Annotated in this window: 15 protein-coding genes and 1 pseudogene; 4 read left to right on the plus strand and 12 right to left on the minus strand. The window is 69.0% G+C overall.

From position 1 onward, the window contains the following. Nucleotides 1-335 (plus strand): annotated as a pseudogene (locus HW578_RS03025) (class I SAM-dependent RNA methyltransferase); the annotation flags it as partial. Between the two features lie 9 nt (nucleotides 336-344). Here the strand turns inward: HW578_RS03025 and HW578_RS03030 are convergent. Then, nucleotides 345-1247, minus strand: a complete 903-nt coding sequence (locus tag HW578_RS03030; RefSeq protein ID WP_198369053.1) for a class I SAM-dependent methyltransferase — start codon at nucleotides 1245-1247, stop codon at nucleotides 345-347. Nucleotides 1248-1498: 251 nt separating this feature from the next. Here HW578_RS03030 and HW578_RS03035 point away from each other — a divergent pair, with 251 nt between their 5' ends. Then, on the plus strand, nucleotides 1499-2521 hold the full coding sequence (locus HW578_RS03035) for an MBL fold metallo-hydrolase (protein WP_369407803.1): 1023 nt from the start codon (nucleotides 1499-1501) through the stop codon (nucleotides 2519-2521). Between the two features lie 70 nt (nucleotides 2522-2591). Continuing rightward, nucleotides 2592-3557, plus strand: coding sequence for an MBL fold metallo-hydrolase (locus HW578_RS03040; RefSeq protein ID WP_198369054.1), 966 nt, complete (start codon nucleotides 2592-2594; stop codon nucleotides 3555-3557). Between the two features lie 9 nt (nucleotides 3558-3566). Here HW578_RS03040 and HW578_RS03045 read toward each other — a convergent pair whose 3' ends face one another. The 8 genes from HW578_RS03045 to HW578_RS03080 are packed head-to-tail and all read right to left on the minus strand — an operon-like array spanning nucleotide 3567 to nucleotide 10049. Beyond that, nucleotides 3567-3935: a HesB/IscA family protein gene (locus HW578_RS03045; protein ID WP_198369055.1), complete on the minus strand. Its 369-nt coding sequence runs from the start codon at nucleotides 3933-3935 to the stop codon at nucleotides 3567-3569. An 8-nt stretch (nucleotides 3936-3943) separates the two neighbouring features. Next, nucleotides 3944-4330, minus strand: a complete 387-nt coding sequence (locus tag HW578_RS03050; protein ID WP_198369056.1) for an SUF system Fe-S cluster assembly protein — start codon at nucleotides 4328-4330, stop codon at nucleotides 3944-3946. After that, on the minus strand, nucleotides 4323-4796 hold the full coding sequence (sufU, locus tag HW578_RS03055) for a Fe-S cluster assembly sulfur transfer protein SufU (protein ID WP_456308262.1): 474 nt from the start codon (nucleotides 4794-4796) through the stop codon (nucleotides 4323-4325). Before sufU ends, HW578_RS03050 begins: the two co-directional genes overlap by 8 nt. Beyond that, on the minus strand, nucleotides 4793-6040 hold the full coding sequence (locus HW578_RS03060) for an aminotransferase class V-fold PLP-dependent enzyme (RefSeq protein ID WP_198369097.1): 1248 nt from the start codon (nucleotides 6038-6040) through the stop codon (nucleotides 4793-4795). Before HW578_RS03060 ends, sufU begins: the two co-directional genes overlap by 4 nt. Then, complete coding sequence (gene sufD / locus HW578_RS03065) at nucleotides 6040-7332, minus strand: Fe-S cluster assembly protein SufD (RefSeq protein ID WP_198369057.1); 1293 nt, start codon at nucleotides 7330-7332, stop codon at nucleotides 6040-6042. Before sufD ends, HW578_RS03060 begins: the two co-directional genes overlap by 1 nt. Then, on the minus strand, nucleotides 7329-8075 hold the full coding sequence (sufC, locus tag HW578_RS03070; protein ID WP_198369058.1) for a Fe-S cluster assembly ATPase SufC: 747 nt from the start codon (nucleotides 8073-8075) through the stop codon (nucleotides 7329-7331). Before sufC ends, sufD begins: the two co-directional genes overlap by 4 nt. A gap of 2 nt (nucleotides 8076-8077) precedes the next feature. Next, nucleotides 8078-9574, minus strand: coding sequence for a Fe-S cluster assembly protein SufB (gene sufB / locus HW578_RS03075; RefSeq protein WP_198369059.1), 1497 nt, complete (start codon nucleotides 9572-9574; stop codon nucleotides 8078-8080). Nucleotides 9575-9587: 13 nt separating this feature from the next. Then, a complete protein-coding gene (locus HW578_RS03080) occupies nucleotides 9588-10049 on the minus strand; it encodes an SUF system Fe-S cluster assembly regulator (protein ID WP_198369060.1) in 462 nt (153 codons plus the stop codon). A gap of 134 nt (nucleotides 10050-10183) precedes the next feature. On the opposite strand from HW578_RS03080, the gene HW578_RS03085 reads away from it, so the two are divergent. Then, nucleotides 10184-11068, plus strand: coding sequence for an alpha/beta fold hydrolase (locus tag HW578_RS03085; protein WP_198369061.1), 885 nt, complete (start codon nucleotides 10184-10186; stop codon nucleotides 11066-11068). Nucleotides 11069-11074: 6 nt separating this feature from the next. On the opposite strand, the gene HW578_RS28395 is transcribed toward HW578_RS03085, so the two are convergent. From HW578_RS28395 to HW578_RS03100, 3 genes are all read right to left on the minus strand, one after another. Further along, nucleotides 11075-11650 (minus strand): DNA/RNA non-specific endonuclease, encoded by a 576-nt coding sequence (locus tag HW578_RS28395; protein ID WP_198369062.1) that lies wholly within the window; start codon nucleotides 11648-11650, stop codon nucleotides 11075-11077. 72 nt (nucleotides 11651-11722) lie between these two features. After that, nucleotides 11723-12169, minus strand: a complete 447-nt coding sequence (locus HW578_RS03095) for a GNAT family N-acetyltransferase (RefSeq protein WP_198369063.1) — start codon at nucleotides 12167-12169, stop codon at nucleotides 11723-11725. Then, a complete protein-coding gene (locus HW578_RS03100; RefSeq protein ID WP_198369064.1) occupies nucleotides 12166-13467 on the minus strand; it encodes an SAM-dependent methyltransferase in 1302 nt (433 codons plus the stop codon). Before HW578_RS03100 ends, HW578_RS03095 begins: the two co-directional genes overlap by 4 nt. Nucleotides 13468-13470: the final 3 nt, after the last annotated feature.

The following is a 13470-nucleotide window of genomic DNA, read 5'->3' on the forward strand; positions in this document are numbered from 1 at the left end:
CCGCGCTTGCCGCCGCGGCCGGACGCGCGGGGCTGCCGTTGGCGGCGACGCGGCGCGACCTGGCGCGCCAGCCGCTGAACGTCGCGGAGCTCGCCCCCTTCGCCGCGGTGGTGCTGGACCCGCCCTTCGCCGGCGCCCCCGAGCAGGCGGCACTGCTGGCGCGCAGCACGGTGCCCGTGGTGGTCTATGTTTCGTGCAACCCGGCGGCGCTGTCGCGCGACGCGCGGGCCTTCGCACAGGCGGGTTGGCAGGTATCGGCGGCCACGCCGGTCGACCAGTTCGTGCATTCCGCGCAGGTCGAGGCGGTGGTGGCCTTCACGCGGCCGCGGCGCTGAGCGGGCGGCTCAGCAGGGCTCGAGGTTCGACAGATACAGCGTGCTGACGCGCCGCGGCCCGAGCAGGTCGTCGATGGTGCAGGGCTTGGCGCGGGAATCGCCGTCGACGAAGCGCAGAGGGAAGCGCGCGGCGAGCGCGGCGAGCATCGGCCCCGCATCGCGGCAGCGATCGGCGTTGTGTTCCAACAGGATGCGCAGCTTCGGGCTGCGGTCGATCAGTTGCGGGATGCCGGCCACGATGGCATCGGCAGATGCCGCGCAGCCGATGCGCAGGAAGTCGACGCTGCCGGGCACGAGGTCCTGCAGGGCGGCGCCCGGTGCGATGCAGGTGCGGCTCGAATCCTCGACCTCGAAGCGGTCCGCGAAGGGACCATGCGCCGGGCCGCTCAGCAGCGCCGGCACCTTCACGGCGTCGCGCGCTGCCTCGGTGGCGGCGACGCGATGCACGGTCACGTTCGCGTCCAGCCCATTGACCACGACATTGCGCCGCAGCAGCCAGTGCAGCCAGGGGTTCGGCTCGAGCGCCTCGACCCGCCCGTCGGCCCCGACCAGGTCGGCCAGCAGGATGGTGTAGTAGCCATAGACGGCGCCCACATCCATCGCCGTCTCGCCACGCGCGACGTTGCGGCAGACGAATTCGGTGACCCAGTATTCCCAGTAGCCGTCCAGCAGGAGGTGCGGCGCGATGCCGCCATCGGCTGCGTCGGTGAACATCTTGAAGCGGCCGAGCGCGCGGCAGAGCACGCTGCCATCGGGCAGCGGCACGGTCTGGGTGCGGTCGCGGATCAGGGCCTCGACCTGGCGGCGGTTGCCGCCGCGCAGCAACTCATCGACGGTGGCGATGTCACGCCGGCCGACGACGCCATGGATCGCTTCGAGTTCGGCACGCAGCATGGCGAGTTCACCACGCATGCGGAACAGTTCCTCGTGCGTGCGGTGCAAGGTGCTGCGTGCAGGCCCCCCGCCGGTCGCGAACGGCCACGACACGAATCGCGGCACGAGGCCCGCCCGGCGCGGCGCCTGCTCGGACATGGGGAGATGTGTATCGTCCTTGGGCACCGGCACTCCTGGGCCAAACCGCGTTCACGTCGCGGCGTGGGCAAGTTCCCACCGGAGGGCACATGTTGCAACCCGTGGATCGAACGGGGCTTGAAGCGCCCGCCGTGATCACCACCCTGCCTGAGGCTCAACCGAATCGGAACACCGACGTCATGATCCATCGCCGCATCGCCCTACTGGCCGCCGGGAGCTCCATCGCGGCGCCGGCACTGCTGCGCCCCGCGGCCGCCCAGGCCCCCGCTGCGGCGGTGCCCGCGCAGGCGCCAGGCTTCTACCGGTTCCGCGTCGGTACGCTCACCGTCACGGTGGTGCATGACGGATTCTTCGTTTTCCCCAACCCTACGGAACGCTTCGTGCGCAATGCGACCCCGCCCCAAGTGGAAGAGGCGCTGCGGGGAGGGTTCCTCGACGCCGCGGGTATGCGGAGCCCCTTCAACGTGACCTTCATTGAGTCGCCGCGCGGACTGATTGCTTTCGATGTTGGCACGGGGGGCCAACTTTCTCCCCAGGCGGGCACGCTCGTCGCCAACATGCACGCGGCAGGGCTCGATCCCGCGCGCGTGAACATGGTGGCGTTCACGCATTTCCACGCCGACCACATCAGCGGGCTGACAACCGCGCAAAACGAGGTGGTGTTTCCCAATGCCGAGATCGTGGTACCGGAGGCCGAATGGGCCTTCTGGATGGATGACGGCGCAATGTCACGCGCACCGGAGGCCGTTCGCGGCGGTTTCATGAATACCCACCGTCGCTTCGGGCCGTATGCTGCGCGCATCCGTCGCCTACCGCCGAATGCCGAACTCATGCCCGGGATCGCGTCCATCGCGACTTTTGGCCATACACCCGGACATACATCCTACCTCGTGGCAGACGGCGCGGATCAGGTTCTGGTGATGGGCGACGTGACAAATCGACCCGAGATCAACCTGCGGCATCCGGACTGGCACATCGTTTTTGATATGGACCCGGCCACGGCAGTAGTGACACGCCGGCGTCTGCTGGACCGTGTGGTGGCAGACCGTATTCGGACGATCGGCTACCACTGGCCTTTCCCCGCGAACGGCTTCGTGGCGAAAGACGGCGAGGGCTACCGCTTCGCCCCGGCAGACTGGTCGCCGGTCGTGTGACCTTGTCGCTTGATGTCCGGGCCCGCGACACGATGTCTTGCGGGCCCAAGCCGGGCTGGGAGAGCACGCAATGACCCTGTCTCGTCGCGCCGCGATCGGCGCCGCCGCAACACTGTATGCCGCGCCGACGCTACTGCATGCGCGGCACGCCGCCGCGCAGGCCAGCGCACCGCCCGTTGTGGGTCCTGCGTTCCATCGCTTCGAGGTCGGTGCCCTGAAGGTCACCGTGGTGACCGACGGATCGAATGTCCGTCCCAACGCCACGCAGGGCCTGGTGGTGAACGCGACGCCCGAGCAGGTGGGCAGTGCGATGAGCGCGGCCGGCCTCCCGGGGCCGGCCATGCGGAACCCGTACAACGTGACCTTCGTCGAGACCCCGCGCGGGCTCGTCGCGCTCGATGTCGGCACGGGCGGGGCCGGCGGTCCGGGCACCGGCGCCCTTCAGGACAACATGCGCGCGGCCGGACTCGATCCGGCCCGGGTGCTGCTGATCGCGCATACGCATTTCCATGGCGACCACATCGGCGGGCTGACATCGAATGATGGGGCCGCGCTGTTCCCGCAGGCGATGGTGGTGGTGCCGGAGCGCGAATGGGCCTTCTGGACGGATGCCGGCGAGGAATCGCGCGCCACCGAGGCGCGGCGCCCGGGATTCGCCAATGTGCGCCGCCGCTTCGCGCCCTACCTCGATCGCATGACGCGCTTCGCGCCCGACGCGGAGGTCGCACCGGGCATCCGCGCCGTGGCGACGAACGGGCACAGCCCGGGCCACACCTCCTTCCTGATCGCCGATGGCACCGCACAGGCGCTGGTGATCGGCGACGCCATCACCGCGCCGGCCTTCTTTATGGTAAACCCGGACTGGTGCCCGGTGTTCGACATGGATCCGGCGATGGCGGTGGATACGCGCAAGCGCCTGCTGGATCGCGCCGCGACCGAGCGGATGCCCGTCGTGGGCTACCACTTCGACATGCCGGCGACCGGGCGCGTGGAGCGTGCCGGCACCGGCTATCGGCTGGTGCCCGGCGCGGCGTAACGCCGCCGGTCAGACGTGGAAGGATTCGCCGCAGCCGCAGCGGCCCTTCTCGTTCGGGTTGGTGAAGGTGAAGCCCGCGGTCATCGCCTTCACCTCGTAGTCCATCACCGTACCGATCAGGAACAGCGTGGCCTTGCGGTCGATCAGCACGGTCACGCCGCGGTCGGTGATGACCTCGTCCGAGGGCGCCGCCTCCTGCGTCCAGGACAGGTCGTAGGACAGGCCTGAGCAGCCCTTGGTCTTGACCGAGATGCGCAGAAGCTTCCCGTGCTCGCCCGTGGCGTAGAGCGCGCGCAGTCGATCGGCCGCACCCTCGGTCAGCGACATCAGCGGCGGCAGGGCGCGCTTCGTGCGCGGCGCTTCGGTGGTGGTGCTCATGGTCTGCCTCAGAACATGTTCAGGGCGAGGCGGGCGTCCTCGCTCATGCGCGAGGGATCCCAGGGCGGGTCCCAGACCACCTCGACGGTGACGTCGCTCACGCCGTCCACGGCGCGCACGGCGTCCTCGACCTGGGACGGCAGTTCCTGTGCGGAGGGGCAGGAGGGCGTGGTCAGCGTCATCTCGACGCGCACCTTGCCGTCATCCTCGATCTCGACGGCATAGACCAGGCCGAGCTGGTAGATGTCGACCGGGATCTCCGGGTCGTAGACGGTCGCGATGGCGGCGATGACGGCGTCCTCGCTCACGCGCGGCGCTGGGGGCGTGACTTCGCCGTCAGGGGTCCAGGCGGCGCGCGTCTCGGTGGGCGCGGTCTTGGTGGCGTCCTCACTCACTGCTCGCCTCCTTGGTGCCGTCCAGCGCGGCGTTCAGTGCGTGCCAGGCCAACGTCGCGCATTTCACGCGCGAGGGAAACTCGTGCACGCCCGAGAGCGGCGCGAGGCGCTCCATGTCCTCGGCCAGCGCCGCGCCGCAATCCGGGCAGGTGCCGGTCATCGCGAGTTCGCGGAACGCCGCGCCCAGCGCCCTGGCTTCCTCCGCCGTCTTGCCCTTCACCACCTCGGTCATCAGCGAGGCGGAGGCGGTGGAGATGGCGCAGCCGCGCCCCTGGAAGGCGGCGTCCTCGATGCGATGGTCGGGCGTGGTCCTGAGAAACAGCTCGATCCGGTCGCCGCACATCGGGTTGTCGCCGCGCGCGGTGGCGGTGGCGTCCTCGAGCCGGCGGAAGTTCCGCGGCTTGCGCCCGTGGTCCAGGATGACTTCCTGATACAGGTCACGCAGGTCGTCGAACAGGCCGCTCATTTGAAGAACTCCCGCGCCTCGGTCAGCGCCTGGGCCAGCAGGTCGATCTCGTCCTTGGTGGTATAGAGGCCGAAGGAAGCCCGCGTGGTGCCGTTCTCAAGGCCGAAGCGCGCATGCAGCGGCTCGGCGCAATGCCTGCCCGCGCGCACGGCGATGCCGGCGCGGTCGAGCAGCGTGGCGAGGTCATGCGGATGCGCGGCATCGAGCCCGAAGGCAAAGACGCCGCCGCGATCCTGCGCCGCACCCAGAAGCGTGAGGCCCGGCACCTGCGCGAGCCGCGCCGTGGCGTGGTCGACCAGCGCGCGTTCATGCGCCTCGATCGCGCCCATGCCGATGGCGGTGACGTAGTCGATCGCGGCATGCAGGCCGACCGCCTCGACGATGGCGGGCGTGCCGGCCTCGAACTTCGCCGGCGGCGGCGCCCATTCGGACTTCTCGAAGGTCACGACGCTGATCATGTCGCCGCCGCCGAGGAAGGGCGGCATGCGCTCCAGGTGCTCGAGGCGCGCCCAGAGCACGCCTATGCCGGTCGGCCCGTAGAGCTTGTGGCCGGTGAAGCAGTAGAAATCGCAGCCGATCGCCTGCACGTCCACGCGCCGATGCACCGCGGCCTGCGAACCATCCAGCAGCACCTTCGCACCATGCGCATGCGCGAGCGCGACGATGCGATCGACCGGCGTCACCGTGCCGAGTACGTTCGACATGTGCGCGACCGCGACAAGTCCGACCTTGCCGTCGGCCAGCTTCGCCTCGAGATCGTCCATGTCGAGCTCGCCGGCATCCGTCACGCGGCAGACACGGAGTTCGTTGCCGCGATCGTCACGCAGCATCTGCCAGGGCACGATGTTGGCGTGGTGCTCCAATTCGCTGATCAGCACCGCCTGGCCCGGCTGCAGCACGCCGCGGCCCCAGGAATGGGCGACCAGGTTCATCGCCTCGGTGCTGTTCTTCGTGAAGACGATCTCGCGCGGGTCGGCGGCGTTGAGGAAGCGGGCCGTGGCACCCCGAGCCGCCTCATACGCGTCGGTGGCGAGCTCGCTCAGCCGATAGGCTCCGCGATGCACGTTCGCGTAGGCCGTCTCCATGCAGCGGACCATGGCGTCGATAACGACGCGCGGCTTCTGCGCCGAGGCGCCCGAATCGAGGAACACCAGCGGCCTTCCGCGCGCCTGCGGCTGCGACAGGATCGGGAAATCCTGCCGGATGCGCGCGACGTCGAAGGGGGAAGCCGCCACGCCGTCCATCACGCCGCCGCCGCCTGGCGCGACCACCAGGCATCAAGGGCACGGGTCAGGGCGCCGCGCAGGGTTTCGTCTGTCACGGTGTCCACCGCCTCGTGCAGGAAGGCCTCCACCAGCATGGTCCTGGCCTGGGCCTCCGGGATGCCGCGGGCGCGCAGGTAGAACAGGCTGTCGGGGTCGAGCGCGCCGACCGTCGCACCATGGCTGCACTTCACGTCGTCGGCGTAGATCTCAAGCTGCGGCTTGCTGTCGATCTCGGCCTCCTCGCTCAGCAGCAGGGCCTGGTTCATCTGGTAGCCATCGGTCTTCTGCGCCACGCGATGCACATGGATGCGCCCCTGGAAGACCCCGCGCGAGCGGCCCGCCAGCACGGTCTTGTAGGTCTGGCGGGACGCACAGTCGGGGGCGGCGTGATCGAGCGAGGTGGTGGTGTCCACATGCTGGCCCTCGCCCGCCATCTGCGCGCCATTCATGTGGCAGGCGGCGCGCGGACCCACCAGCGCGGCGTGGATCTCGTTGCGCGTCAGCCGCGGGCCTGCGGCGACAGTGAAGTTGTCGTAGGTGCCCTCGGCGGCGATGCGCGCATAGATGGTCGAGAGGTGGAAGGCGCCCGACCCTTCCTGCAGCATCCGGCCATGCGTCAGCGAGGCGCGTTCCGCGACGTCGATCTCGAAGACCGGGTTGTGCAGGCAGGCGCCGCCGCCGGTCGCCGTCTCGATCAGCGTCAGGCGCGCGCCCTCGCCGAGCCGCACCAGGTGGCGCGGATGGAAGGCGAAGGGCCGGCCCGGATCGACCGCGACCGAGACGAGTTCCAGCAGCCCGCCATCGACACCGTCGGGCAGGTCGACCAGCAGCCCGTCCTCGAACAGCATGGTGTTAAGCGCGGCGAGCGGCTCGGCCTCGGGCTTCGCGAGGGAACCCAGATGGGATTCGGCATCGCCGAGATGCTGCGCGAGGCCGGTCGCGCGGAAGGCCAACCCGTCCAGCGTCGAGAGATCGGCACGGAAGCGGCCATCGACGAAGACCGCGCGATTCGGCGCATTGGCGGCCGGCAGGGCGATGGCGCCATCCACCATGGTCAGCGGTTCGGCGAAGCTCGCCTGCGCCACCGGCGCGAGGTCGGTGTACTTCCACTGTTCGACGCGCCGCGTGGGGAAGCCGCGTGCGGCGAAATGCGCCGCGGCGTCGGCGCGCAGCGCATTCAGCCACGGCTTGCGAGCGCCGGGCAGATGATCCTTCAGCCCCTCGTAGCGGGCGAGGAAGCCGGCCGCACCGGTCTGCGCGACGACCGTCATGCGGCCGCCTGGACGGCGCCGTAGCCCTGCGCCTCCAGCTCCTGCGCCAGTTCCGGCCCGCCCGACTTCACGATGCGCCCGCCGATCAGCACATGCACGCGGTCCGGCACGATGTAGTCGAGCAGCCGCTGGTAGTGGGTGATGACTAGCGCCGAGAAGCCCGGCCCGCGCATGGCGTTCACGCCATCGGCGACGATCTTGAGCGCATCGATGTCGAGGCCGGAATCCGTCTCGTCCAGGATTGCCATTGAGGGCTGCAGCAGCGCCATCTGCAGGATCTCGTTGCGCTTCTTCTCACCGCCGGAGAAGCCGACATTCACGCCGCGCTTCAGCATCTCGTCCGACATGGACAGCGCCTTCATGCGTTCGCGCGCCAACTTCAGGAACTGCATGGCGTCGAGTTCGTTCTCGCCGCGCCCCTTGCGCACGGCATTGAGCGCGGTGCGCAGGAAGGTGGCATTTCCCACGCCCGGCAGCTCCACCGGATACTGGAAGGCGAGGAACAGGCCCGCGGCGGCGCGTTCCTCCGGTTCCATCGCCAGGATGTCGAGGCCGTTCAGCGTGGCGGACCCGCCCGTCACCTCGTAGCCGTCGCGCCCGGAGAGCACATAGGACAGCGTCGACTTGCCCGAACCGTTCGGGCCCATGATGGCATGCACCTGGCCGGTCGGCACTTCGAGGTCGATCCCCTTCAGGATCTCCTTGCCATCGATTTCGGCGGTCAGTCCTTCGATCTTCAGCATGGTCAGCCCACGGACCCTTCAAGAGAAATCTGCAACAGCTTCTGCGCTTCCACCGCGAATTCCATCGGCAGTTCCTTCAGCACCTCGCGGCAGAAGCCATTGACGATGAGGCCCACCGCTTCCTCCTGCGTGAGGCCACGCTGGCGGCAGTAGAACAGCTGGTCCTCGGCGATGCGGCTGGTGGTGGCCTCGTGCTCGACCTTGGCGGTGGCGCAGCGGTTCTCGATGTAGGGCACGGTATGCGCGCCGCAGAGGTCGCCGATCAGTAGGCTGTCGCACTGGGTGAAGTTGCGCGCGCCGGCGGCCTTGGCACCGATGCGCACCAGGCCGCGATAGGTGTTCTGCCCATGCCCGGCGCTAATGCCCTTCGACACGATGGTCGACTTCGTGCGCGGACCGATGTGGAACATCTTCGTCCCGGTGTCGGCCTGCTGGTAGTTGTTGGTGATGGCGACGGAGTAGAACTCGCCGACCGACTCCTCACCCTGCAGGATGCAGGAGGGATACTTCCAGGTGATCGCCGAACCCGTCTCCACCTGCGTCCAGGAAATCTTGGACCGCGCGCCGCGGCAGGCACCGCGCTTGGTGACGAAGTTGTAGATGCCGCCCTTGCCCTCGGCATCGCCGGGGTACCAGTTCTGCACGGTGGAATACTTGATGGAGGCGTCGTCCATCGCGACCAGTTCCACCACCGCGGCGTGAAGCTGGTTCTCGTCGCGCATCGGGGCCGTGCAGCCTTCCAGATACGAGACCTGCGAACCCTCGTCGGCGATGATCAGCGTGCGCTCGAACTGCCCGGTCGACTTGGCGTTGATCCGGAAATAGGTCGACAGCTCCATCGGGCAGCGCACGCCCTTCGGGATGTAGACGAAGCTCCCATCGGTGAAGACAGCGCTGTTCAGCGCGGCGAAGAAATTGTCGCCCTGCGGGACGACTGAGCCAAGGTACTTCTTGATCAGCTCGGGATGCTCCTGCACCGCCTCGCTGATCGAGCAGAAAATGACGCCGTCCTTCGCCAGCCGCTCCTTGTAGGAGGTCGCGACGGAAACGCTGTCGAACACCGCATCCACCGCGATCGGCATGCGCCCGGCCGCCGGCGTGCTGCCCGCGCCTTCGACACCTGCCAGGATCTCCTGCTCACGCAGTGGAATGCCAAGCTTGGCGTAGGTCTTGAGAAGCTCGGGATCGACCTCATCGAGAGACTTCGGCCCGACCTTCTCCTTCGGCGCCGCGTAGTAGTAGCTGTCCTGGTAGTCGATCGGCGGGTACTTCACTGCGGCCCAGCGCGGCTCCGCCATGGTCTTCCAGAGCGCGAAGGCGCGCAGGCGCCATTCGAGCAGCCAGGCGGGCTCGTTCTTCTTGGCGCTGATGAAGCGGACGATGTCCTCGTTCAGCCCCTTGGGGGCGAACTCCATCTCGATGTCCGTCTCGAAGCCCCATTTGTAGCCGGACTCGGTGGCGGCCTGGACGGTCTCGATGGTTTCCGTGACGGCGGGCATGGTCTTCTGCGTCCTATTCGGCAGCGAGGTAGGCGCGCGGCTGCGCTTCGGGATGCGGGACGATCGCGGGCGCGCGAGCCAGTTCGGCGATCGAGATGCCCGACAGCGCGCGCCGGATCGCGTCGTTCACCGGATCCCAGCGGCCCCGCACCGGGCAGGTCGCCTCCGCGTCACACAGCCCGGCGGCATTGTCCACGCAGGCCGTGAGCGCGATCGGCCCGTCTATCGCGGTGATGACATCCGTCAATGGAATGTCGGCCAGGGCCCGCGCGAGGCGATAGCCGCCCGCCGCACCGCGACGTCCCTCGACCAGCCCGCCCTGCGCGAGGATCTTGAGCACCTTGGACACGGTGGGTTCCGCGAGCCCCGTCCGCGCCGCGAGGCCCGGTGCGGTCAGCACGCCCCCTTCGTCGGCCTCTTCGAGCCGGGTGAGGACGACCACCGCATAGTCGGTGAGCTTCGACAGCCGCAGCACGGCCGCATTCCTTTCCGCAATCAGGACCGATCTGGTCCGCTTTGAGATGCGCCTGCCCCCTGCCCGTGTCAAGGCGCCTGGACGTGATGGCGAAGCACTCCCATCCTGCGCCGGCAACGACAGGACTGAATGGCATGCCGATCCTTCGCACCGATGATGGCGTTGACCTCCATTACGAGGAGGCCGGCAGCGGCATACCCATGGTCTTCGTGCACGAATTCGCCGGCGACAGCCGCTCCTGGGAACCGCAGATGCGGTTCTTCTCCCGCCGTTACCGCTGCATCGCGTACAATGCGCGCGGCTATCCGCCCTCTGCCGTACCGTCCGATCCGCGCGCCTACTCGCAGGACCGCGCGACCGACGACATCGCGGCCGTGATCAAGGGGCTGGGCCTGGCGCCGGCGCATGTGGTCGGGCTGTCGATGGGCGCCTTCGCGACACTGCACCTGGGGCTGCGGCATCCCGCCCTGGCGCGCAGCCTGACCGCAGCGGGCGTGGGCTACGGCGCCGCGCCGGGCAAGCGCGAGCAGTTCCGCGCCGAGGTGGAAGCCACCGCCACCCGCATCCGCGCCGATGGCATGGAGACGATGGGCGCCGTCTATGCGCGCGGCCCGACACGCCTGGTGTTCGAGGAGAAGGACCCGCGCGGCTACGCCGAATTCCGCGCGCAGCTGATGGAGCATTCGGCGGAGGGCTCCGCCAACACGATGATGGGCGTGCAGCGCGAACGACCCGCGCTGGGCGATCTGGAGGCGCAGTTCTGCAACCTGACCGTGCCCACCCTCGTCATCGCCGGCGACGAGGACGACCCGACGCTGGAACCCTCGGTGTTCCTCAAGCGCACCATCCCGACCAGCGCTCTGCTGGTGATGCCGAAATGCGGGCACACCATGAACCTCGAGGATCCGGACGCCTTCAACCGCGCGGTGCTCGACTTCGTGACGCAGGTGGATGCGGGGGCATGGCGCACGCGCATCCCGGAGAGCAAGACCGGGGCGATCATCGCGGCGAAATCCTGAGCGGCATCAGTTCGGGAAGCGTGCCTGCCAGAGGCCGAAGGGCTCGGGCGGCAGCATGAAGACCGCGTAGTCGATCTCGTTCGGGCGCCAGCCGCTGGCCGTATAGACCGGGCGGATGCAGCAGAAGGTGCCGGGATTGGCGGCGGCGTAGCGCTCCATGCGCCGCCACAGCCCGCCGCGGTTCACGCTTGCCGCCTGGGGGAACAGGTTGATGTCCATGCCCCCGCCCATGGTGTGGGCGAAGAAATGGCCGCGGTCGTCGCCGGGATAGGTGTCGGACCAGACGCCGCCGAGGAAGCCTGCCATGCGCGACGTGTCGCGCGTCCCGGCGGGCTCGGCGCGGGAGACGCCCCAGACCGCGACGACGCGGTCCTCTGCGCCGTGGTCGAACATGGTGCGGATGAAGGCGCCGGAGCCGTCCGGGGCGTCGAAGCGCATGGTCAGCAACTCGCCCGGACTCCCCGGCATCGCGAGGTACTCGTTCGCGATCAGCGGCGGCAGGGTATTGTCCAGGTGGTCCAGCAGCGCGGCATACCCGGCCGGGTTCGGGATGCCGTTCGCGGCGTCGTCGAAGATGGTCACCGGGCCCTCCATCGCGCAGCGCGCACAGACTAGCGCGGCGGGCACCGCACCTCTGCTGAAAATGCGCCTCGCTCACGGCCGCAATGTGATCTTCATTCCTTCGTGGCTCGCGACGAAGCCGAGCGATTCATAGAAGCGCCGCGCCTCGGCGCGCGACTTGTCGGTGGTGAGCTGCACCAGGCGGCAGCCGCGGTCCCGGCATTGACCGATGGCCCAGTCGAGCATCCGGCGCCCCAGGCCGGATCCGCGCTGATCGGCGGCGATGCGCACGCTCTCGACCTGGCCGCGCCAGGCGCCGCGGTGCGACAGGCCCGGGATGAAGGAGAGCTGCAGGCAGCCCACCACGCGCCCGTCCTGTTCGGCCACGGCGAGGAACTGGTTCGGATCCGCCTCGATGGCGGCGAAGGCGGCGACATAGGCAGGATCGCCCGGCGCCTCGCGCGCCGTGCCCAGCATGTCGTCGGCAAGCAGCGCCACGATGGCCGGCAGGTCGGCCGCGGTAGCGCGGCGCAGGATCATGCGTAGAGGTCACCGCGCGTCGGCGGCAGGCCCGAGGCGCCGCGAACGCGCTTCGTCGCCACCGTCTGGAAGATGCCGATGGTGCCGCGCTCGAAGCCGAGGCATACGCCCGCCAGGTAGAGCAGCCACAGCCGCGTCCTTGCCGCGCCGACCTCGGCCTCGGCGGCGGCGCGATTGGCAAAGAGCCGCTCGGTCCAGAGCCGGCAGGTCCGGCCGTAATGCTCGCGCCAGCCCTCCACGTCGTGCACCTCGAAGCCGCCGGATTCCAGCGCATCCACCGTGCCGCCGATGTGGTCGAGCTCGCTGCCCGGGAAGACGTAATTGATGATGGCGCCGTATTCCGGCCGCTTCCTGCGGAAGTCACGCTCGGTGCGCTTCATCGGGCGCGTGATGGCATGGTGGAGGTAGACGCCGCGCGGCTTCAGAAGCGCGCGGATCTGCTGGAAATAGCCCGCGCGGTTGGCAAGGCCGACATGCTCGAACATGCCGATCGAGGCGATCTTGTCGAACTCGATTCCCTGCAGGTCGCGGAAGTCGCGCAATTCGATCGTGACGCGGTCCTGCAGGCCGAGCCGCTTCACCTTCTCCACCGCGAAATCATGCTGCGCCTGGGAAAGGGTGACCCCATGCGCGCGCACGCCGTGATGCTGCGCGGCATGACAGACAAGCCCGCCCCAGCCACAGCCGATATCGAGCATGTGTTCGCCAGGCTTGAGGCGCAGCTTGCGGCAGATCATCTCGAGCTTGGCGCGCTGCGCGGTCGCGATGTCGGCGTCCCAGTCGGGGAAGTAGGCGCAGGAATAGACCATCTCGGGGTCGAGGAAGAGCGCGTAGAAATCGTTCGACAGGTCGTAGTGGAATTGCACCAGCGCCTTGTCGTCGCGTCCCTGCCCGTGCTTCGCGGCCTGCGCGCCGGCATAGGCGTGGCCATCGCCGCCGCTGCCGGGACCGAACAGGAACGGCAGCAGGGTGCGCGCCGCAATCAGCTTGTCGATCCGCTTCGCGAGCCCGCGCGTCGATCCCCCGCCGAGCCGCGCCGAGAGGTCCAGCAGCGTGCCGCCTTCGAGATCGACCGCGCCTTCGGCGATCAGCTCCACGACGGTGGTCAGGCGCGGCCGACGCACCAGGCGCGTGAGGGCCGCCGGCGTCGCGATGGCCACCACCAGGTCGCTGCGCGCCGCGGGCGCGAGCGGCAGCAGCACCCCGTCCCACAGTCGCAGCGAGAGGTCGATGGGGGCGACCTGCGCCACATGCGCGGCGAGCCGCCGGAGAGGCGCGATCCGACGATCCGCCGCCATGGC

The organism is Roseomonas rosulenta (assembly GCF_016106005.1).
Classification (GTDB): domain Bacteria; phylum Pseudomonadota; class Alphaproteobacteria; order Acetobacterales; family Acetobacteraceae; genus Neoroseomonas; species Neoroseomonas rosulenta.